At 50.8% G+C, this 19,969-nt stretch carries 21 protein-coding genes; 9 read left to right on the plus strand and 12 right to left on the minus strand.

Translation table 11 applies throughout. The features are described from left to right. Window positions 1-87 precede the first annotated feature (87 nt). Genes pspC through pspA form a run of 3 tightly spaced genes read right to left on the minus strand, consistent with a single transcriptional unit; the run spans window position 88 to window position 1,409 of the window. Entirely contained in the window at window positions 88-474 is a 387-nt protein-coding gene (pspC, locus tag BIT28_RS19090; protein WP_075766529.1) for an envelope stress response membrane protein PspC, read from the minus strand. Next, window positions 471-695, minus strand: coding sequence for an envelope stress response membrane protein PspB (gene pspB / locus BIT28_RS19095; RefSeq protein WP_075766530.1), 225 nt, complete (start codon window positions 693-695; stop codon window positions 471-473). The genes pspC and pspB overlap by 4 nt, the downstream gene beginning before the upstream one ends. A 48-nt stretch (window positions 696-743) precedes the next feature. Next, window positions 744-1,409, minus strand: coding sequence for a phage shock protein PspA (gene pspA / locus BIT28_RS19100; RefSeq protein ID WP_075766531.1), 666 nt, complete (start codon window positions 1,407-1,409; stop codon window positions 744-746). A 197-nt stretch (window positions 1,410-1,606) separates the two neighbouring features. Here pspA and pspF point away from each other — a divergent pair, with 197 nt between their 5' ends. From pspF to BIT28_RS19130, 6 genes are all read left to right on the plus strand, one after another. Next, window positions 1,607-2,614: a phage shock protein operon transcriptional activator gene (pspF, locus tag BIT28_RS19105; RefSeq protein ID WP_075766532.1), complete on the plus strand. Its 1,008-nt coding sequence runs from the start codon at window positions 1,607-1,609 to the stop codon at window positions 2,612-2,614. Between the two features lie 147 nt (window positions 2,615-2,761). Continuing rightward, complete coding sequence (gene sapA, locus BIT28_RS19110; protein WP_075766533.1) at window positions 2,762-4,381, plus strand: ABC transporter substrate-binding protein SapA; 1,620 nt, start codon at window positions 2,762-2,764, stop codon at window positions 4,379-4,381. A 4-nt stretch (window positions 4,382-4,385) separates the two neighbouring features. Then, on the plus strand, window positions 4,386-5,348 hold the full coding sequence (locus BIT28_RS19115; protein ID WP_075766534.1) for an ABC transporter permease: 963 nt from the start codon (window positions 4,386-4,388) through the stop codon (window positions 5,346-5,348). Further along, window positions 5,335-6,222, plus strand: a complete 888-nt coding sequence (sapC, locus tag BIT28_RS19120) for a putrescine export ABC transporter permease SapC (RefSeq protein WP_075766535.1) — start codon at window positions 5,335-5,337, stop codon at window positions 6,220-6,222. The genes BIT28_RS19115 and sapC overlap by 14 nt, the downstream gene beginning before the upstream one ends. Further along, window positions 6,222-7,223 (plus strand): peptide ABC transporter ATP-binding protein, encoded by a 1,002-nt coding sequence (locus BIT28_RS19125; RefSeq protein WP_075766536.1) that lies wholly within the window; start codon window positions 6,222-6,224, stop codon window positions 7,221-7,223. Before sapC ends, BIT28_RS19125 begins: the two co-directional genes overlap by 1 nt. Next, window positions 7,220-8,044 (plus strand): peptide ABC transporter ATP-binding protein, encoded by an 825-nt coding sequence (locus BIT28_RS19130; protein ID WP_075766537.1) that lies wholly within the window; start codon window positions 7,220-7,222, stop codon window positions 8,042-8,044. Before BIT28_RS19125 ends, BIT28_RS19130 begins: the two co-directional genes overlap by 4 nt. Before the next feature lie 71 nt (window positions 8,045-8,115). Here the strand turns inward: BIT28_RS19130 and BIT28_RS19135 are convergent, their stop codons facing one another. Both BIT28_RS19135 and pyrF read right to left on the minus strand, forming a co-directional pair. After that, window positions 8,116-9,387 (minus strand): MgtC/SapB family protein, encoded by a 1,272-nt coding sequence (locus BIT28_RS19135; RefSeq protein ID WP_075766538.1) that lies wholly within the window; start codon window positions 9,385-9,387, stop codon window positions 8,116-8,118. Between the two features lie 184 nt (window positions 9,388-9,571). Beyond that, window positions 9,572-10,267, minus strand: coding sequence for an orotidine-5'-phosphate decarboxylase (gene pyrF / locus BIT28_RS19140; RefSeq protein ID WP_075766539.1), 696 nt, complete (start codon window positions 10,265-10,267; stop codon window positions 9,572-9,574). 374 nt (window positions 10,268-10,641) lie between these two features. Between pyrF and BIT28_RS19145 the strand changes: the two genes are divergently transcribed. After that, window positions 10,642-11,523 carry an AEC family transporter gene (locus BIT28_RS19145; RefSeq protein WP_075766540.1) on the plus strand — a complete coding sequence of 294 codons (882 nt, stop codon included), beginning with the start codon at window positions 10,642-10,644 and terminating at the stop codon, window positions 11,521-11,523. A gap of 66 nt (window positions 11,524-11,589) precedes the next feature. Here the strand turns inward: BIT28_RS19145 and lapB are convergent, their stop codons facing one another. From lapB to aroA, 6 genes are all read right to left on the minus strand, one after another. Next, the gene (lapB, locus tag BIT28_RS19150) at window positions 11,590-12,759 is read right to left on the minus strand and encodes a lipopolysaccharide assembly protein LapB (RefSeq protein ID WP_075766541.1); all 1,170 of its coding nucleotides are present in this window, start codon (window positions 12,757-12,759) and stop codon (window positions 11,590-11,592) included. A 6-nt stretch (window positions 12,760-12,765) separates the two neighbouring features. After that, on the minus strand, window positions 12,766-13,050 hold the full coding sequence (locus tag BIT28_RS19155; RefSeq protein WP_075766542.1) for a LapA family protein: 285 nt from the start codon (window positions 13,048-13,050) through the stop codon (window positions 12,766-12,768). 130 nt (window positions 13,051-13,180) lie between these two features. Beyond that, the gene (gene ihfB / locus BIT28_RS19160; protein ID WP_075766543.1) at window positions 13,181-13,474 is read right to left on the minus strand and encodes an integration host factor subunit beta; all 294 of its coding nucleotides are present in this window, start codon (window positions 13,472-13,474) and stop codon (window positions 13,181-13,183) included. A 72-nt stretch (window positions 13,475-13,546) separates the two neighbouring features. Further along, window positions 13,547-15,217: a 30S ribosomal protein S1 gene (rpsA, locus tag BIT28_RS19165; protein ID WP_075766544.1), complete on the minus strand. Its 1,671-nt coding sequence runs from the start codon at window positions 15,215-15,217 to the stop codon at window positions 13,547-13,549. A 99-nt stretch (window positions 15,218-15,316) separates the two neighbouring features. Next, a complete protein-coding gene (cmk, locus tag BIT28_RS19170; RefSeq protein ID WP_075766545.1) occupies window positions 15,317-16,000 on the minus strand; it encodes a (d)CMP kinase in 684 nt (227 codons plus the stop codon). Between the two features lie 254 nt (window positions 16,001-16,254). Beyond that, window positions 16,255-17,535: a 3-phosphoshikimate 1-carboxyvinyltransferase gene (gene aroA / locus BIT28_RS19175; protein WP_075766546.1), complete on the minus strand. Its 1,281-nt coding sequence runs from the start codon at window positions 17,533-17,535 to the stop codon at window positions 16,255-16,257. A gap of 166 nt (window positions 17,536-17,701) precedes the next feature. On the opposite strand from aroA, the gene BIT28_RS19180 reads away from it, so the two are divergent. Then, entirely contained in the window at window positions 17,702-18,127 is a 426-nt protein-coding gene (locus tag BIT28_RS19180) for a nucleotide triphosphate diphosphatase NUDT15 (protein WP_075766547.1), read from the plus strand. 325 nt (window positions 18,128-18,452) lie between these two features. Here BIT28_RS19180 and BIT28_RS19190 read toward each other — a convergent pair whose 3' ends face one another. Then, a complete protein-coding gene (locus BIT28_RS19190) occupies window positions 18,453-19,130 on the minus strand; it encodes a hypothetical protein (protein WP_075766548.1) in 678 nt (225 codons plus the stop codon). 312 nt (window positions 19,131-19,442) lie between these two features. Here BIT28_RS19190 and BIT28_RS19195 point away from each other — a divergent pair, with 312 nt between their 5' ends. Next, window positions 19,443-19,961 (plus strand): lipocalin family protein, encoded by a 519-nt coding sequence (locus BIT28_RS19195; protein ID WP_075766549.1) that lies wholly within the window; start codon window positions 19,443-19,445, stop codon window positions 19,959-19,961. Window positions 19,962-19,969: the final 8 nt, after the last annotated feature.

Here is a 19,969-nt window from a genome sequence, read left to right on the forward strand (position 1 = left end):
ATTCAGCTCAGGGGAATAAGCAAACAGTAAAAAGCAGGCATAAGGCCTGCTTCAGGAATGACTTTTCGGCAAGGTGTCAGCACGCACTCAGAGATTTTTAAACTCTCTGGCAACCTTAAATGCCGAAGAGGTGACATAGGCCTCCATGTGACGCAAATCCTTTTCCATGCCATCCAGTTCGGCTTCGACATTGCTTAAGATCTGCTCAGGAGAAAGCCCGGCCTGCCAAGGCTTCTGCTTGACGGTATGTTCCCGGTAGATGTATTGCTGCTCTCTACGCTCCTCCGGCATTTTATCCAGAATCAAGCTTGCCGCGATATACGCCACGATGGCAAAGAACCCGAACCCTAGCAAGAAAGCGGACACAGCCAGGATCCTAACCAACCAGATTTCCATACCGAAGTACTCAGCAATACCCGCACAAACCCCGCTTATCTTTCCGTTCTGCGGATCTCTATACAAGGTTTTACTCATCGGCGTTGCCTCCACTGCGGTGCTTCCGCATCCAGAATCTGCTCCAGCGTTTTGATGCGCTCCTGCATCTGTTCTGCACGCATCACAAGGGTTTGCAGCTGTTCATGTTCTTCGCCAGATAGCCCCTGAGTAGCATTACGTTGGCCACGGTAGTGCAGAATCAACCATAGCGGCGCAACAAAAATTAAGAACGCCATCAACGGCCATACTATCCAACCCATAAATTACCTCCATCCTCGTTTCGTGCAGAACCCAATATTGTCACTATCTTACTCTTTATCCTTGATATTTGCCTTCATACGTTCAAGTTCTTTCTCAATTTCATCCTGCGCCTGAAGATCGGCAAACTCCTGCTCCAGGTTTTTACCACGACCAATGCTGTAGCTATCGGCTTCGGCTTCCATTTCATCAATACGACGCTCGTACTGTTCAAACTTAGACAGGGCCTCGTCTACCTTACCGGTATCTAGCTGACGGCGGACTTCGCGACGGTTGCCTGCTGCCTGATGGCGAGTCACCAACGCCTGCTGACGGGCGCGGGTTTCCTGCAGCTTACGCTCCAGCTCGGCCACTTCGCCGCTTAGCTTGTTGATGGTCTCTTCAACCAATTTATACTCTTCGTTTAGCGTCAGTACCACGTCACTGAGTTTTTGCTTTTCGATCAACGCGGCACGCGCCAGATCGTCACGGCCTTTCTGTAGCGCAAGGCTCGCTTTCTGCTGCCAGTCATCAATCTGTACCTGCAGTGAGTCAATACGACGCTGCAGCTCTTTTTTGTCTGCCAATGCCCGAGCTGACGAAGTGCGTACTTCAACCAGCGTATCTTCCATTTCCTGGATGATTAGGCGGATCATTTTCTGCGGATCCTCAGCCTTATCCAGCAATGAGTTGACGTTTGCATTGACGATATCTGCAAAGCGAGAAAAAATGCCCATATTGAATCTCCTTAATACGTTAATCCGCGTTGTTTCCTAGGCCTACATGCTAGGTTGTTGTAATTACTCTACACCAAGCACTGTATCAAGCTCTGTGCCAACTTTTTGTCTTATATTTATCAATAGCTTAGCTTTGCAATCCCTAATACTCAATGCTATGGTGTGAACAAGTACGCCAATAGTTAGCGAGATTGACCATGCAAAAAACAGATAATCTTATCGGTGAGTCAGAATCATTTCTTGCCGTGCTCGATCAGGCCTCCCGCCTCGCCCCGCTCAACCGCCCTATCCTTGTCCTGGGTGAACGGGGCACAGGTAAAGAGCTTATTGCCCAGCGCATTCACTACCTGTCCAAGCGCTGGGACCAGCCGCTAGTCACACTAAACTGTGCCGCATTGAGTGAAGGGGTTATCGACTCCGAGCTGTTTGGCCATGAAGCCGGCTCCTTTACCGGTGCAAAAGGTCGCCACCAGGGACGCTTCGAGCGTGCCGAGGGCGGCACCCTGTTTCTCGACGAGCTGGCCACGGCACCACTTGGCGTACAAGAAAAACTGTTACGCGTTATCGAATACGGCGAATACGAACGTGTCGGCGGCAGCAAAACCTGCCAGGCCAACGTGCGCCTTATCTGCGCGACCAACGAAAACCTGCCCCAGTTGGCCGAAGAAAGAAAATTCCGCGCCGATTTGCTTGACCGGCTTGCCTTCGACATTATTCATTTACCGCCGCTTCGCGAACGTCGCGAGGATATTTTGCCGCTGGCCGAATACTATGCGGTCCGCATGTGCCGGGAGCTCGACTATAGCTTCTTTGCCGGCTTCACCCCGGCCGCGAAACAGGAACTGCTCGATTATCACTGGCCGGGCAATATTCGCGAGCTAAAAAACGTCATTGAGCGCTCGGTTTTTCGGCATGCTCTGGAAGGAGAGGCCGTTAATCACATCGTTATCGATCCTTTTCATGCCCCCTGGCACGACAAGCCCGTCGAGAAACCAGCCGAGGAACCGTCTGCGCTTGCAACAGCAGCAGTGGACTTTCCGCTCGACTTTCGCCAGTGGCAGCAGGATCAGGAAATCGCAGTGATTCGCCAAGCCTTGGAACAGGCTAAATTTAATCAGCGAAAAGCCGCTGAGCTATTAGGTTTAAGCTACCATCAACTTAGAGGACTACTGCGCAAATACCAGCTGGTTGGCAATTCGGAGTAAGCGAAAAAAGTCCTTTCGCCCCCTGGCAAACGACAGCCGCACAGGCAATAGCACTAAGTAATAGAAGGTTATTTTAGGAGATAGCTTGGTGACAGTGATGGATAATGTTAAATTTAGCCACTTGTTTTCAAAAAAATCCTTTTCTTTATGAGCGCCTATACTCGTCTACTGCTTGCGTGCTTTGGACTGTTCAGCCTGATCGGCTGCTCGGAGCCACACCAAGACAGCAATATTCGTAGCCGCGGCTTCGTTTATTGCGGGCAAGATACGCCGACGACCTTCAATCCCCAGCTTATTGATGGCGGACTGACCGCGGATACGCTGGCAGCACAGATCTTCGATCGTCTGTTACTGCTTGATCCGATCAGCCACCAGCCGCTTCCGTCGCTTGCCCGCAGCTGGTCTGTCAGTGATGATGGCCTCGAATATACATTCAACCTGCGTAAAGGTATCGAGTTTCAGAGCACGGACTGGTTCAAGCCAACCCGCCAGCTTAATGCCCAGGATGTCGTATTCAGTTTCAGGCGCATTATCGACCCCGGCCACCCCTTCCACAAGGTCTCCGGTGGCCGCTACCCCTGGTTCGAGAGCCAGGGCTTTAGTAGCCTGGTTGATAACATCGAGGTCGTAGACTCTCATACAGTGAGGTTTACCCTTGCCCGCCCGGACAATGCTTTCCTGTCTAACCTGGCGACCACCTATGCGGTTATTCATTCGCAAGAATATGCCCAGAGCCTGTTAAAAGCAGGTAAACTGCATCAGCTGGACATGAAGCCAATCGGCACCGGACCGTTTTACCTGTCGCAATATTTGCCCAACGACCTGATCCGGTTGGTCCGCCATTGGGGCTACTGGCAAGGCGCTGCCCCTATGGAGCAGGTAGTCTTTGACATCTCCTCTCGAGGTACCGGCACCCTGGCGAAACTGCTTAGCAAAGAGTGTGATGTCCTCTCGTCCCCTGTTGCCAGCCAACTGCCGGTGATCAGCAATAGCGAGGAGTTTGAACTTATTGCTCAAACCGGGATGAATGTGGCCTTTGTTGCCCTCAATAACAACAAATCCGAACTGAAAGATCCGCGGGTCCGCAAGGCTATCAACCTGGCCATCAACCGTGAGAATTTGCTCAACTCGGTTTACTACGGTACCGGCACCAAAGCGAAGAGCATTCTGCCGCCAATGTCCTGGGCCTATAACCACAGCAGCAAAGCATTGGATTACAACCCGGTTAAATCTCTGGCACTGCTCAAGCAGGCCGGTTTTGACAAAAACCTTAGCCTGACGATGTGGGTACCGCTCGAACCGAGGCCTTATAACCCAAGTCCGAGAAAAACCGCCGAGCTGATACAAGCCGATCTCAATGCCGTAGGTGTTCAGCTGAAAATTTTATCGCAAGACACCCTGAGCAGGCTGAGCTCAACGGTTGCAACGAACAGCGACATGGTGCTCACCGGCTGGATTGCCGACAATGGTGATCCGGACAACTTCCTTCGCCCACTGCTGTCATGCAGTGCCAAAAGCGCCGGGTTAAACGTTGCCAATTGGTGCAACCTCGGATTCGATAATCTGCTCGAGCTGGCGTCGCGCACCAACAAGCTCGAACAGCGCGTCGACTACTACCATCTGGCACAGGATATCTTAGATACAGAGGTTCCCATTATTCCACTGGCTCACGGTGTCCACTTCCAGGTTCACCATCAGTCTCTGGGTGGGTTACAAATGAGTCCTTTTGGTACTCGCTCATTCTCCAGTGTTTACCGCAGCGAGTGACATCATGTTTATTTATACTATTCGCCGTTTGAATCTGTTCATGATCACCATGGCTATTTTGACCATGGTCGGTTTCAGCATTCTCCGCCTCGATCACGGCTCGCTCTGGAGCAACCTGCCATTCTGGAGTGGTTGGTTCACCTATATCGACAACCTGCTCGTGGGCAACCTGGGGCTGAATCAACATGGTTCGCCGGTACTGCTTGACGTGCTGACGGTCTTCCCGGCTACGCTCGAGCTGTGTTTCTTTGCCTTTACCCTGTCGCTGCTGGCAGGTATCCCACTAGGAACCCTGGCTGGCGTGAAACGTGGCCGCTTTATTGATACCTCAATTTCATCCATGGCCCTGGTCGGCTACTCCATCCCGCTATTCTGGCTGGCAGTATTGCTGATCATGCTCTTTTCGCAGCAACTTGGCTGGCTGCCCGTGGCCGGACGCTACAGCGTCCTATATGAAATTGACCATGTGACCGGCGTTGCCCTGATTGATGTCCTGCTCTCTGACAAGCCGTATCGCTCGGAAGCCCTGATGGACACTATCCGCCATCTGATCCTACCAACCTTGGTACTGGCAATGGCACCGACCACCGAAGTGATCCGCCTGACCCGCACCTCGGTGGCCGAAGTGATGAACCAGAACTTCATTAAAGTCGCACAGACCAAGGGCCTGTCGATGTTCGAAATTATCATGCGCCATGTCCTGAAGAATGCGATTCCGCCGATCATCCCGAAACTCGGCATGCAGTTTTCGACCATGATGACGTTTGCGATGCTGACCGAGTCAATCTTCAACTGGCCGGGCATTGGCCGCTGGCTGCTCAATGCTATCTCCGAGCAAAATTATGTCGCAATTCAGGCCGGTGTCATTACTGTCGGTAGTTTTATCCTGATTGCCAACATTCTGTCAGATCTCACTGGCGCCGTTGTTAACCCGCTTGTCAGAAAGGAATGGTATGCTATCAAATAACATCTACCAGGAGCAGAAAATCCCGACTCAGTGGGAGCGGGCCTGGCAAAACTACCGGGGCAATTCGCTGGCCATGTTCGGGCTGTGGTGCCTGCTTTTCCTGCTGATTGTTACCCTCAGTGCACACTTTATCATCCCCTACGCACCCAACCAGCAGGTAGGCGAACTCTTGATGCCGCCATCGTGGGATCCGAGCGGCCATGTCGAGTTTTTCTTCGGTACCGACGATCTCGGCCGTGACATACTGAGCCGCTTGCTACTGGGCACCCAGCTAACCTTCGGCTACGCACTGCTCATTGCCCTGGCATCCAGTGTAATCGGTATTGTCATCGGTGTGATGGCAGGTATGACCCGCGGGCTCAAGTCGAGCTTTCTGAACCATATTCTCGATACTGTACTATCCATTCCGTCGCTGCTGTTGGCCATCATTGTCGTGGCCTATATGGGCCCGGGCGAAGTCAATATCCTGCTGGCTATCTGGCTGGCGCTGATCCCTCGTTTCATTCGTGCTATCTACACGGCAGTGCACAACGAGGTTGAAAAAGACTACATCATCGCTGCCCGCCTGGACGGTGCCAACGATTTCTATTTGCTCTATAACTCTATCCTGCCCAATATTCTGACGGCCATTACCAATGAGCTTACCCGGGCCATCTCGATCGCCATCCTTGATATTGCGGCACTGGGTTTTCTTGGCCTCGGCGCCCAGGCACCGTCCTCAGAGTGGGGAGCGATGCTGGGCGATTCCATCGAGCTGATTTACCTTGCGCCCTGGACTGTCACCTTGCCCGGGCTGGCAATCACCTTCAGTGTATTGGTAGTAAACTTAGTAGGAGAAGGACTCCGCCAAGCAATCAATGCGGGGATTGATTAATGCCTTTATTAGATATCCGTAACCTGACCATTGAAATCGAGACCCCGCAAGGGTTGGTCAAAGCCGTCGACCGTATGAGCCTTACGCTCAACGAAGGCGAGATCAGAGGGCTCGTGGGTGAGTCAGGTTCAGGCAAAAGTCTTGTCGCCAAGGCCATCGCCGGGGTCACCAAAGACAGCTGGCGTGTCACGGCCGACCGTTTGAGGCTGGGCGACGTTGATCTGCTCTCACTATCCACCCGTGAGCGCCGGAAGATAGTCGGTCGCGAAATAGCCATGATTTTCCAGGAGCCTTCCTCCTGTCTGGATCCGTCTGAACACGTGGGTGAACAGCTGGAAGAGGCGATCCCCCAGGTATCATTCAGCGGCCATTGGTGGCAGCGCTTTCAATGGCGCCAGAAGCAAGCAATTGCCCTACTGCACAAAGTGGGGATCAAAGATCACAAGCGGGTAATGAAAAGCTACCCGTATGAACTGACAGACGGTGAGTGCCAGAAAGTCATGATTGCCATGGCAATTGCCAACCGCCCCCGCCTATTGATTGCCGATGAACCGACCAACGATTTGGATCCGATCACCCAGGCGCAGATCTTCCGCCTGCTTAGCCGGATGAACCAACTCGGCAATACCACTATCTTGCTGGTCAGCCACGACCTGACGACGGTGACCCAGTGGGCAGACAGGATAACCGTGATGTATTGCGGCCAGTCGGTCGAATCCGGCAGCCGTAAACAGCTGCTGCAATCACCGCATCACCCTTATACCGAAGCGCTGCTCCGTGCCATGCCTGACTTCAATCTGGATGTGCTGCCCCACAAATGTAAGCTGGAAACGCTGCCTGGCTCTATTCCTCCTCTGCAGCATTTGCCCATCGGCTGTCGACTTGGCCCGCGCTGCCCCCATGCCCAGCGCAAATGCGTCGAAGTACCGAAGCGAAGAAAGATAAAAAACCATAAATTCAGCTGTCATTTTCCGCTGAATATGGAGGAAACGAATAAGTGAGTGCGCTACTAGAAGTCGAACACCTGAAAAAAGACTATCACTACCGCTCGGGCCTGTTCCGCCGCCGGACGATAGAGGCCGTCAAGCCGGTATCATTCACCCTGGAAGCCGGTGAGACTATCGCATTTATGGGCGAAAACGGTTCAGGCAAGTCGACGCTGGCCAAAATGCTGTCAGGGGTTGTCGAGCCGACCGAGGGGGTCATTCGCGTCAACGGCGAGCCATTGGCCCCCAATGACTTTCAGACCCGCTGCAAGCTGATCCGGATGATCTTTCAAGATCCCAATACCTCGCTGAATCCACGGATCCAGATTGGTAAAATTCTGGAAGGGCCGCTGAAACGAAATACCAATATGACGCCACAGGCCCGCGAGCGCAGGATCATGATGACCCTCAAACGCGTCGGCCTGCTGCCCGAGCACGCCTATTTCTACCCGCAAATGCTGGCAACCGGCCAGAAGCAGCGTGTCTCCCTTGCCCGCGCCCTGATCCTCCAGCCTTGTATTATCGTAGCTGATGAAGCCCTTAACGGTCTCGACATGTCGATGCGCTCCCAGATCCTCAACCTGTTACTGGAGCTGCAGGAAGAAATGGGACTGTCGTATGTCTACGTGTCGCAGCACATGGGTGTTATCAAACATTTCACCGACAAGGTGATGGTTATGCAAAATGGCGAAGTGGTTGAGCAAGGCCTGACAGCGGATGTTTTCGCCAATCCCCAGCACCCGCTGACGCAAAAACTGCTCGATAGCCATTTCTCGGCACCGTCGCACGACCGAACCAACCGTATAAGCAGCGCGACGCCTAAAATTGAGTGCTAAGCGTGTGAAAACAATCTACCTGGCGGGCTGACTTCAGCCCGTCTATCTATGGGTAACAATCCCTGGTCCAATCAGCCAAATGTCACCCACACCGAGCCTGCCCCTAATAGCACAGAGCCCAAAATCGGTACGATAATAAACTTACGTAATGACTTAGCACCAATAACACTCGCCATGCCCATTTTAATCAGGCTGTTAACGGAAGCGGCAATAAAGATTCCCAGCATGGCCGTATTCACCAGCAAACCATTAGCACTCTGCCTGCCCAGAGCCAGGGTAATGGCATCGACATCGGTAATGCCTGAGATCGCCGCGAGCAGCAGCGTACCCGTACTCCCAAACCAGTCTTGCAGCAAATTAGCCAGCAACATGATCGCCAGTAGCACGATGCCGAAAAAGAATGCCGAGGACAACGCCAGCGGATTTTGTTTTACCTGCGGTGATTCATCCGTCTCAATCTTGTAGTGGGTCCAGATCCAATAGGCTGGAAGGTAAAAGCCCAGCATCATCAACAACATTGGTAGCCATAGCATTTCGACCAGGGTGTAGTTCACAACAGAGCAGACAAATAAGATACGCGGGAACATAGTTCCGCAGCTGATCAGGATCCCGCTAGCCAGCAAGCCGCTGAGATGCGCCTGCTGTTTGGAAAGGTGTGAAAACTGCAGTGTCAGTGCGGTCGAAGAGCTCAGCCCCGCAAAGAGACAGGTAAATAAGATCCCCTTTTCGGCGCCGCCAATTTTGATTGCAAAATAGCCGACAAAAGAAATACCGGCAATCAGCACCACCATCCACCAAATCTCATAGGGATTGACGGCCTGCCATGGCCCCATTCCCTGATTGGGCAGCAGTGGCAGCATCACAACAGAGATCAGTAACAAGCGCAGGGCAGCATCCAGTTCGTACTCCTGAAGCTTCATCAGTGCGGTATGCAGCTCTTTCTTGTTATCGAGAATAATGGCAGTGATCACCGCCGCCGAGGCTGCAATCACCGGCTCGCCGACAACTGCTAGGCTACCCAGCAAAAAGGTGATCAGCATGCCGACCAAGCCAGTAATGCTGAGGTTTACTTTTACCTTTTGGCTCTTGATGTAGGCGACGATAATCAGGACAGAAAAGGCAAGGAGAGAAAAGCCGAGAAAAAGTTCTGAAAAGAACGATGCCAACAAGCCACATATACCTCCCAGCAGGCCAATCAGCGAGTAGGTACGAATACCGGCGATACGTGATCCCGCGGCTTCATTACGATCGACCCAGCCACGTTGGATACCTATAATAGCGCCTAGCATCAAAGCAATGAACAAACGCCAGAACGATGAATCAAAATCGAATGCCACATCCATTTTCGAGCTCCTCTGCCTACTCCAACCACGGCCGACATGATGAACAACAAATCCCTGTTTAATCTAAGTGTATGAAAAAATACGTTGCTGAACCTCGATATCCATCGAAACTTTGATCGACCCCGGCCCAAAAGAAACGCCCGGCATTAACCGGGCGTTATTAGACATTATCACGGCAAATTGTCTATGCCAGAGATTGGTTGATCTCGGTGAGCACGGCTGCAGGATCGGCCGCTTTGGTTATCGGGCGCCCAATGACCAGATAATCCGAACCGGCCTGAACCGCCTCGACCGGTGTCATCACCCGGCGCTGATCTCCGGCGGCACTGCCTGCAGGGCGGATACCCGGAGTAACCAGTTTGAATTCTTTGCCCAGCTCAGCCTTCAGCATACCCGCTTCCCGGGCCGAGCATACCACTCCGTCCAGGCCGCTGTTCTTGGTCAATCGCGCCAGGTTCAGCACATGTTCCTGCGGCTCAGCCTGGATACCGATGCCACGCAGATCGGCCGCCTCCATACTGGTAAGCACTGTCACGCCAATAAGCAGTGGGCGGTCCTTGCCATACGGCTCGAGAATGTCACGCGAGGCCGCCATCATACGTTCGCCACCGCTCGCATGGACATTGACCATCCACACCCCGAGATCCGCCGCTGCCGCAACCGCACGGGAGCAGGTATTCGGAATATCATGGAACTTCAGGTCCAGAAATACAGAATGGCCCCGATCATGCAGTTTACGCACAAAGTCAGGGCCAAAATAAGTAAACATCTCTTTGCCAACTTTCAGTCGACAACTTCCCGGTTCAATACGGTCGACGAACGCCAGGGCTTCGTCTTGGCTTGGGTAGTCGAGAGCGACAATCACTTTTGGGTCTAACATGGCATCTCCTGCTTAGTTATTGTTCAATCCTCCCCAGCGTGCTGAGGGCGGTCAGGATTGTACAGTAAAATCATTTTTTTTCGAGCATTAATTGAATATTGAACCGAAGCCACTAAAAGCAGCACTCTTCTTTGCCAGCCAATCGTTTTACCCCAGTAGCAAACATATCAGGGTTTGATAAAGTGGTATCCGGCAAGGACTGAACGACTAACCTGTCAAGCCAATCTCCAGGTTGGCTTTTTCATGCCAGCCTCACCGCTTTCTCAACGCTCTGCATTTGGGTATATTGACCTGACGATTTGTACGATAAAGGGTGAGGCCCGTTTTCATCACCGGTCCCCCCCAACCCACTGAAACTTTGCAAGGATGCGAGTGTGTTTGAGAAAGTCATCGGTATATTATTCCCCGTCTTTGCGATTGTGCTTATCGGCTACGTGATAACCCGCCGTCTCAAGCCCGACTTCAAACCAATCAACCGCATCAACATGGATGTGTTTGTCCCGGCTCTGATCTTCTCATCACTGGTAACCATGAAGCCTGATGCAACTCAGGTTACCCTGCTCGCTGCCGCCGCCTGTGCCGTCTTGCTCCCCGGGCTGCTGATGTTCGCCCTGTGCCGGTTCAGGAAAATCACCTTCAAGGCCTGGGGGCCGCCACAGATGTTTCGTAACAGTGGCAACCTCGCGATCCCGCTCTTTAGCTATACCTTTGGTGATACCGCCATCGGATCTGCTGTCTTGCTGTTTGTAGTCTCGACCACCTTACATATCACCGTCGGGATGGCCCTGCTCAGCAAGAAGGGCCCCCTGTCGATACAGCAGCTAGTTAAAACCCCTCTGTTACTGGCCACACTGGCTGCTCTTGCCTTTAACCTGCTGGAGATTCCGGTCTGGCGGCCCGTTTACGAGGCAACCAAACTTCTGGGCCAGGCATCGATCCCGGTAATGTTGTTATCCCTGGGCGCACAGATGGTCAATCTGCACCTGGCAGGATTGCGTATCGGCCTGATGACGACCCTGTTCAGTCTTGGCACTGGCGCCATCACCTTTGCCGTGATTTACCTCTTCATCCCGCTTCCCCACCAACAGCTGCAAATGATGGTGCTGTTTACCATGTTACCGCCGGCCGTCATGAACTACCTTTTTGCCGAGCGGTTTGACGTCGAGCCGACCAACGTGGCGTCGATGGTGCTGTTTGGCAACTTCTTCGCGGTAGTCACCCTGCCGGTCTTATTGTGGGGTGCACTGGCGCTATGATCAGATTGTCGCCCTGATAAGGTTGAAGCCAAAAAAAAGCCCATTCACAGAACGGGCTTTTCAGCATTATTCACCATCAAGGCCGCGGATCGGTTTGACAGCTCCCCAGCTTTTACATGACGGGCACTGCCAATACAGAGAATGGGTCGCGAATCCGCATTTGCGGCAACGGAAATGCGGCTTAATCTTCAACTGCTCACCGACCAGCGAGCGCAAAGTTGTCAGGCTGTCTTTCGCCCGTCCTTCTTCCGCCTCGTCCAGGTGGTAATCCATCAATTGATAGAACCCCTTCATTGTCGGGTTCTTGGTTAGCTGGCGGGTCATGAATGTCTGGGCCATCACAGAGCCTTCATGTTTGGAGATCTCATCGGCCAGCATTAGCTCAGCCGTTGCCCCGGCCTTCTGCTCGACACATTGGCGAAGGTATTTCAGCCAGCCAGTCTCATTGTTGGTGGCTTCGTAGCACTGCAAAAGCATAGGCAGCGTTTCGCTGACATAATCGATATCCTGCTCGACCACCCGCTCCAGCTGTTTGGCGGCCGTCTTATAGTCTTCGGTACTGATCAGAATTTTCGCCATCATTATCGATGCTCGAACACAGGTTTTATCCGCTGACAATGCTTTTTTCAGAAACTGTTTGGCTTTATCCGAGTTAAGGGCACTCATTTCGAGCATAGCCATCTCGCACCAGTAATGGGCGATGTCATGCTTCAGCTTGGTTTTGCCCATTTTCACCAACTGAGAGGCCACCTCGATGGCTTTTTCCCATTCTCGGGTCTGCTGGTAAATTGTCAGTAGCTGCTGCAGCGCCCCTTTGCGGTGATCGGGTTCATCCAATAGTTGTTCGAAAATTTTTTCGGCACGATCAAAAAAGCCGGCAGCCATGTAATCTTTTGCCAGTTGCTGTAGCGCCAGATTTCGCTGATCTATGGTTAGGTTGGGGCGGGCAATTAAATTCTGGTGAATACGAATGGCGCGATCAACCTCACCCCGGCTGCGGAAAAGGTTTCCCAGAGCAAGGTGAGTATCAATGGTTTCGCTATCAACCTGGAGCAGCTCTATAAACACGTCAACCGCTTTATCTGACTGATCAGATAACAGCAGGTTCAAGCCAGTCACATACTGGCGCGACATGTGGTGAGACTGCTCCTGTTGTTTGTTACTAGCGCTCCTGTTACCCATATACCAGCCATAAGCAGCGGCAATCGGGAGTAACAGGAACAACAGCTCTAGCATTAACGATTATTCCTTAACAGGCTCAGCACGTAGCTGGTTCAGCTCTTGCTGTTGTTTGGCTACCTTTTTGCTTAGGCGGTTTCTTGAGAAACGGGTTTTCAGATACAGCAGGCCACAAATCAACCAACCAATCGCAAAACCGGAACCGAATGCAATACCAAGCAAAGTAGATAGTTGGAACTCACCCTGAGCTACAAGAAAATCGAAATTTACCAGCTGCTGGTTCTGGGCACCAAGAGCCAGCGTGAGCAAAAAGCAAACAGCTAAAATCAGAAAGCTAATTATCTTCATCGTAAATCCTTCTCACTTGATCAAAAGTTTGATGGGTTGATTATGCAAGATTTTGACACATCAGACCATGATCAATAGACATAAAAAAACGGCATACTATCAGCATGCCGTTTTTTTGTTCTAATCACGCTTAACCAGCAGCAATTGCCGAGTTAACTCGATCGCGCAATTCCTTACCAGGCTTGAAGTGCGGGACGTACTTGCCGTCCAGCTCAACTTTGTCGCCTGTCTTAGGGTTACGACCGACGCGTGGAGCACGGTAATGCAATGAGAAGCTACCAAAGCCACGGATTTCAATACGATCGCCCTCAGAGAGAGTGGTCGCCATGTGCTCAAGGATTTCCTTGATTGCATCTTCTACCTGTTTGGCAGAAAGATGTGTTTGTTGACTACACAGTCTTTCAATTAATTCAGACTTTGTCATAAACACCCCGTTTTTAGTATGTTTCTCAATAGTATAACCGCTTAGGGGGAAAAGTGATCCCCCTTAGCTCAATTATTCGCCTTTAGCCGCTTTGAAAGCGTCAGCCATAGCGTTACCGAAAGAAGCATCTTCTTGCTTGTTCAGGTTAGCCATTGCTTCTTGCTCTTCAGCAACGTCTTTAGCACGAACAGATAGGTTGATTACGCGGTTCTTACGGTCAACGCCTGTGAACTTAGCTTCAACAGAATCGCCAACAGAAAGAACTAGAGTTGCGTCTTCAACACGGTCAACAGATGCTTCAGAAGCACGTAGGTAACCTTCAACACCTTCAGCTAGCTCGATAGTTGCGCCTTTCGCGTCAACTGCAGAAACAGTACCAGTAACTAGAGCACCTTTCTTGTTAACTGCAACGAAACCGTTGAATGGGTCTTCTTCGATCTGCTTAACGCCAAGAGAGATACGCTCACGCTCTGCGTCTACTGCTAGAACTACTGCAGAGATTTCGTCGCCTTTCTTGAAGTCACGAACTGCTTCTTCACCTGAAACATTCCAAGAAATGTCAGATAGGTGAACTAGACCGTCGATGCCGCCTTCTAGACCGATGAAGATACCGAAGTCAGTGATAGACTTGATCTTACCAGTTACGCGATCGCCCTTAGCTTGCATTTCTGCAAATGACTGCCATGGGTTAGCTTTACACTGCTTAAGACCTAGGCTGATACGACGACGCTCTTCGTCGATATCAAGAACCATAACTTCAACTTCGTCGCCCACGTTAACAACTTTAGATGGGTGGATGTTCTTGTTAGTCCAATCCATCTCAGAAACGTGAACAAGACCTTCAACGCCTTCTTCGATTTCAACGAAGCAGCCGTAGTCAGTTAGGTTAGTTACGCGGCCAGAAAGCTTAGTACCTTCAGGGTAACGCTTAGCGATTGCTACCCATGGATCTTCGCCTAGCTGCTTAAGACCTAGTGATACGCGAGTACGCTCACGGTCGAACTTAAGAACTTTAACGTTGATTTCGTCGCCAACATTAACGATTTCGCTTGGGTGCTTAACGCGTTTCCAAGCCATATCAGTGATGTGTAGAAGACCGTCAACACCGCCAAGATCAACGAATGCACCGTAGTCAGTAAGGTTCTTAACGATACCTTTAACTTCCATGCCTTCTTGTAGAGAAGCAAGTAGCTCGTCACGCTCAACGCTGTTTTCAGATTCGATAACTGCGCGGCGAGAAACAACAACGTTGTTGCGCTTCTGGTCAAGCTTGATTACTTTGAACTCTAGCTCTTTGTTTTCTAGGTGAGCAGTGTCACGAACTGGACGTACGTCAACTAGTGAACCAGGTAGGAACGCACGGATACCGTTAAGTTCAACTGTGAAGCCACCCTTAACTTTACCGTTGATGATACCAACAACTGTTTCAGCATCTTCGTAAGCTTTTTCAAGCTGGATCCAAGCTTCATGACGCTTAGCTTTTTCACGAGAAAGTTTAGTCTCACCGAAACCGTCTTCGATTGCGTCAAGTGCTACGTCTACTTCTGCACCGATTTCGATTTCAATTTCGCCAGCAGCGTTTTTGAATTCGTCAGCAGGGATAGAAGACTCAGACTTAAGGCCAGCGTCTACAAGAACGTAACCGTTCTCGATAGCTACTACAGTACCTTTAACGATCGCACCTGGGCGAGTTTCGATTTCGTTTAGAGACTCTTCAAAGAGTAAAGCAAAAGATTCAGTCATTATTTAATCTTCAATATGATTAACAACCATGGGTATCCTACCGCATGGGGTTGGTAGTAATGTCAGTATTCATCCGTGACACCGACGCCATCATGCTGATCACTCAGCAGATAATTTTTTTTCAACATAAGCCAATGCCTGGGCAGTAACTTGCTCTATTGACATCTCAGTAGAGTCTAGCACCAAAGCATCAGCAGCGGGACGCAACGGAGCCACCGCGCGGTTGCGGTCGCGATCGTCGCGTTCCTGAATTTCGCTTAAAAGACTGTCAAAGTTAACATCTAAGCCTTTCTGTTGCAACTGGTTCATGCGGCGATTTGCACGCTCTTCCGCACTGGCATCAAGGAAGATTTTCACTTCGGCACCCGGAAAGACCACGGTCCCCATATCACGACCGTCGGCAACCAGTCCTGGCGCCTCGCTAAATGCACGCTGACGACGCAGCAGTGCTTCGCGCACGCGTGGCAATGCGGCTACTTTTGATGCCGCCATGCCTGTTTCTTCTCGACGAAGCTCGCCGGACACATCCTCGCCTTCAAGAATAACCTTGACCAACTCGCCTTCGGCCTTGAACTGAACATCAAGGTGTGCCGCTAGCGGAACCAGCGCATCTTCAGATTCAAGATCAACACCATGGTGAATCGCTGCCAGTGCCAGTACGCGGTAGATCGCACCGGAATCAAGCAGTTTCCAGCCCAGTTTATCTGCCAATAGCATACATAGCGTCCCCTTGCCGGCGCCGCTTGGCCCATCAACAGTGATCACTGGAGCATGAGTAGACATAGGTTTTCTCCGAATTCGTTCAAATATCGAGCTTTAATACCAAACATTTAGCCAATGGCGCTGGCCAATAGGTTTGGTATTACAGCTCACAAACGGGGGCGTATTATACGGGAAAAAAATCGTGAGTACTATCAAATCGAATTACTCAAACCACCGAATGTTTGTTATCTGGCATTGTTGCTGGCCCACAGAAGACAAAAACCCGCCAGGTAGCGGGTTTCTCTAATAACAGAATGACTTAGCGGTTTGTCAGCTTAGCAACTTAGCTCGGCCAGCTTGTCAAAATAGTCCGGGAAGGTCTTCGAGGTACATTTGGGATCATTAATGGTCACCGGAGTATCGCTCAATGCCACCAGCGAGAAACACATCGCCATCCGGTGATCATCATAGGTGTCAATCGCCGCATGCTTGAGTTGCGCCGGCGGGGTAATGATAATGTAGTCACTGCCCTCCTCGACCTCGGCACCGACCTTTCGTAGCTCGGTAGCCATTGCAGCAAGGCGATCGGTTTCCTTGACCCGCCAGTTATAGACATTGCGGATTGACGTCACCCCGTCAGCAAACAGCGCTGCCGTCGCAATGGTCATTGCCGCATCCGGGATATGGTTGAAGTCCATATCGACAGCCTTTAGCTCACCACGGCGGGCAATGACATAATCGTCGCCCCACTCAATCTCAGCACCCATCGCTGCCAGTGCATCGGCAAACTGAACATCACCCTGGATACTCTTCTTGCCAATACCGGTTACTTTTACTTGCCCGCCCTTGATAGCAGCCGCTGCCAGGAAGTAAGATGCCGACGAGGCGTCGCCCTCGACCAAAAACTCGCCCGGTGCCTGGTAGATCTGACCTGCCGGAACAACAAACTCCTGGTAGTCACGGTTCTCTACGGTTACTCCGAACTGGGCCATGATATGCAGAGTGATATCAATATAGGGCTTGGAAACCAGCTCGCCTTTAATTCGGATTAAGGTATCGGTCTTGGCCATGGGTGCCGACATCAAAAATGCGGTCAGAAACTGGCTGGAGATAGAGCCATCGATTTCGACTTCTCCACCCTGAAGGCCCGTTCCCTTGATTTTAAGCGGTGGATAGTTGTCATTTTCCAGGTAGGTAATCTCAGCACCGGCAGTGCGAAGCGCCTCGACCAAGTGGCCGATCGGACGCTCCTTCATACGGGGTTCACCAGTCAGAACAAACTCTCCCTCACCGAGACATAATGCCGCGGCTAACGGACGCATCGCGGTACCGGCATTACCCAGGAAGAGTTCAAGCGCCTGCTCGGGTTTAAACGCCCGCCCCAACCCGGTGACTTCGCAGACTGTTTTGTCATCGGACAACTGATAGCTCACACCCAGCTGCTTGAGGGCATTGAGCATGTGACGGATATCGTCGCTGTCAAGCAAGTTGGTAAGTCGCGTGGTACCTTGAGCTAACGCCGCCAATAGAAGGGCACGGTTTGAAACACTCTTCGACCCTGGTAGATTTACTTCGCCATTGATCTGATTTATCGGCTGTAACGTTAAACTTTCCATCTGTTATCTATTCAATCCTGTTTTTTGGGCGTTCCAGCAGATTAGCGAATAATGTCTCAGTTAGCTAGTACTGATTAAACCCAATCGATATCACAGAAAATGGTAAGATGAGTCAGCCGTAAATTCACAGGCATCCAGAGAGATTTTTCGTTACAAGGAGAGAGATGTGTCAGCTGAAACACCCAAAGTCGGGGTCGGTGTGATCATTGTTAACGACCAGGGAGACGTCTTGATTGGCAAAAGGAAGAATAGCCACGCGCCCTACTATTCGATCCCCGGTGGCCACATGGACATAGGTGAGACCTTTACCCAGTGTGCTGCGCGCGAGATAGAAGAAGAAACCGGGCTGCTGATTAAAAACCCAAAAGTCATTGCCGTCACCAACAACCTGCAAACCTACCATGAGTCCGGCAAGCACTACATCAGTGTAACTGTGCTGGCCACCGAATTTAGCGGGCAGCTGGAGCTACGCGAGCCTGATAAGTGCGAGGGGTGGCAATGGGTTGATCCTGCTCACCTTCCCCTGCCGCAGTTTGACGCCAGCGAGCAGGCTATTCGCTGCTACCTGGAAAAACGCTTTTGCCTTGAGTAATACCAATCTATACCCAAACTACCTCAAGATGCAGAATTCAGAGTGAGTCCAGCGAGCTCAGTTCAAGGAAAATGACGGTAGGAATGGCTATTCCCTTTCAACGTTATTTGACACAGAAATGGGGTCGCTGGCTCACTCCCAAAGGGCGAGTTTACTTGGCTTCTATGCGTTGTTACCGATTATTAATTTAGAGCCACTAGATTTTCTAATCGGTGCCTAGCCTACAAGCCAAGTAATTCTCGCTGAAACGAGCATCTTGAGGTAGTTTGGGTATACATATATAAAAACCGGTGTCGTGGACACCGGTTTGTTTGTTTGTCTGGTTCTAGCACTCAAACTTGAGGGATGCATTATCCACCCAGTCTTCGCCAAGTATTTCAATGGCCAGGGATGAAATACGCTGCATGACAGGAAGTGTCGTCAGCCCGCTAAAAATCAGGCCGCAAGAGTCTGAAACAAAGAAGCGCTTTAAAAGATTGGCAAGCAAATTAATTCGAGCTTCCTGTTGACTATCGAGGCTCCTCGTCAGTGACAGGGTAAGATTGTCTGCACCGGCAACAATGCATAACTTTGCTATATCATTAAGCTCATACTCGGACGCAATTTCATCCAGCGGCAAGCGAAGGTTCAGCGTGTAATGGCCGCATTGTTCCTTAAGCGAAACCAGCATATTAAAAATGTCATGGCGCAGCGCGGAACGATACAGCGCAAGCGGAAAATCGACTTCTACTTCTGCAATAGCGCTGTCGCTTGCAGCCGCCGCATGCGGAAGCATCGCTTCGCTGTCGCTACCTGAAAAGTACCCAGTGCTCACTAGGTGCTTTTTCAGTGAATAAAAGAATGGCTTCTGCTGATTGAAAACCAGGTAACACGTTGCATCCTGCAGCTGTTGACTCGCCTTATGCTCGCTAAACAAAGAAGTCAGGCACTCCTTGTCGCGGCCTTGCAAACTCAGTAACTGAAAATCTGATGCTTTCTTTTGATATACATTTGAGCTCATCATCGTTCTAGCTAATCCCTCGCAATAATTTCCCCATATGATACAAGAAAATAGCCTCGACACTGTTTCCGCTGAGGGAAACTGTGTTTATCGGGATGGTTAAATTTCGTACAGTGATTGTGATGTATATCTGATGCTATCGGCAGAAATATGTATAAAATGGCATCGGGAACCTCTTGCCACTCGCTGAGCAACCATATTCTTCACCACTACCATTCCAGGCTGGAATAGTGATCTTATCCGTCAAGATCTTACGTACACTACGAGTATTACCCTAAAACATCACTCTTACAGTCACCCGACAAAAGGTAGAAGATGAACTTTATTACCCGTTTTTTGACTACAGTTGCTCTATTTTACTTGTCTGGCTGCACTGGTATGCCAGAGCAAATAACGCCGGTCAAACCGTTCAGCATAGACCGTTATCTTGGAACCTGGCACGAAATAGCACGTCTTGACCACAGCTTTGAACGGGGCCTTTCCCAAGTCTCAGCAACATACAGTCTTAATGAGGATGGCTCTGTCAAAGTAATCAACCGGGGCTATAACAAAGCGAAGAATGAATGGAAGGAAGCTGAAGGTAAGGCCAAGTTCGTCGGCGCCAACGATACAGCCCACCTCAAGGTGTCTTTTTTCGGCCCTTTTTACGGCAGCTACGTTGTCTTTCACCTCGAACCCGACTACTCCACAGCTTTGGTTAGCAGCTATAACACAGATTATTTCTGGATTCTTTCCCGCGACAAATCACTGCGCGAAGACAAGGTGCAATACTACCTCTCGATTGCCGAGCGAAATGGCTTCGATACCAGCAAGATCATCTTTCCGCAGCAGTGATAAAAAAG

The organism is Photobacterium proteolyticum (genome assembly GCF_001939735.1).
Taxonomy (GTDB): domain Bacteria; phylum Pseudomonadota; class Gammaproteobacteria; order Enterobacterales; family Vibrionaceae; genus Photobacterium; species Photobacterium proteolyticum.

Bases quoted from the DNA above. Each gene is read 5' to 3' on its own strand.
- pspC (WP_075766529.1), bottom strand. From the start codon at position 474: ATGAGTAAAACCTTGTATAGAGATCCGCAGAACGGAAAGATAAGCGGG.
- pspB (WP_075766530.1), bottom strand. From the start codon at position 695: ATGGGTTGGATAGTATGGCCGTTGATGGCGTTCTTAATTTTTGTTGCG.
- pspA (WP_075766531.1), bottom strand. From the start codon at position 1,409: ATGGGCATTTTTTCTCGCTTTGCAGATATCGTCAATGCAAACGTCAAC.
- pspF (WP_075766532.1), top strand. From the start codon at position 1,607: ATGCAAAAAACAGATAATCTTATCGGTGAGTCAGAATCATTTCTTGCC.
- sapA (WP_075766533.1), top strand. From the start codon at position 2,762: ATGAGCGCCTATACTCGTCTACTGCTTGCGTGCTTTGGACTGTTCAGC.
- BIT28_RS19115 (WP_075766534.1), top strand. From the start codon at position 4,386: ATGTTTATTTATACTATTCGCCGTTTGAATCTGTTCATGATCACCATG.
- sapC (WP_075766535.1), top strand. From the start codon at position 5,335: ATGCTATCAAATAACATCTACCAGGAGCAGAAAATCCCGACTCAGTGG.
- BIT28_RS19125 (WP_075766536.1), top strand. From the start codon at position 6,222: ATGCCTTTATTAGATATCCGTAACCTGACCATTGAAATCGAGACCCCG.
- BIT28_RS19135 (WP_075766538.1), bottom strand. From the start codon at position 9,387: ATGGATGTGGCATTCGATTTTGATTCATCGTTCTGGCGTTTGTTCATT.
- pyrF (WP_075766539.1), bottom strand. From the start codon at position 10,267: ATGTTAGACCCAAAAGTGATTGTCGCTCTCGACTACCCAAGCCAAGAC.
- lapB (WP_075766541.1), bottom strand. From the start codon at position 12,759: ATGCTAGAGCTGTTGTTCCTGTTACTCCCGATTGCCGCTGCTTATGGC.
- BIT28_RS19155 (WP_075766542.1), bottom strand. From the start codon at position 13,050: ATGAAGATAATTAGCTTTCTGATTTTAGCTGTTTGCTTTTTGCTCACG.
- ihfB (WP_075766543.1), bottom strand. From the start codon at position 13,474: ATGACAAAGTCTGAATTAATTGAAAGACTGTGTAGTCAACAAACACAT.
- rpsA (WP_075766544.1), bottom strand. From the start codon at position 15,217: ATGACTGAATCTTTTGCTTTACTCTTTGAAGAGTCTCTAAACGAAATC.
- cmk (WP_075766545.1), bottom strand. From the start codon at position 16,000: ATGTCTACTCATGCTCCAGTGATCACTGTTGATGGGCCAAGCGGCGCC.
- aroA (WP_075766546.1), bottom strand. From the start codon at position 17,535: ATGGAAAGTTTAACGTTACAGCCGATAAATCAGATCAATGGCGAAGTA.
- BIT28_RS19190 (WP_075766548.1), bottom strand. From the start codon at position 19,130: ATGATGAGCTCAAATGTATATCAAAAGAAAGCATCAGATTTTCAGTTA.
- BIT28_RS19195 (WP_075766549.1), top strand. From the start codon at position 19,443: ATGAACTTTATTACCCGTTTTTTGACTACAGTTGCTCTATTTTACTTG.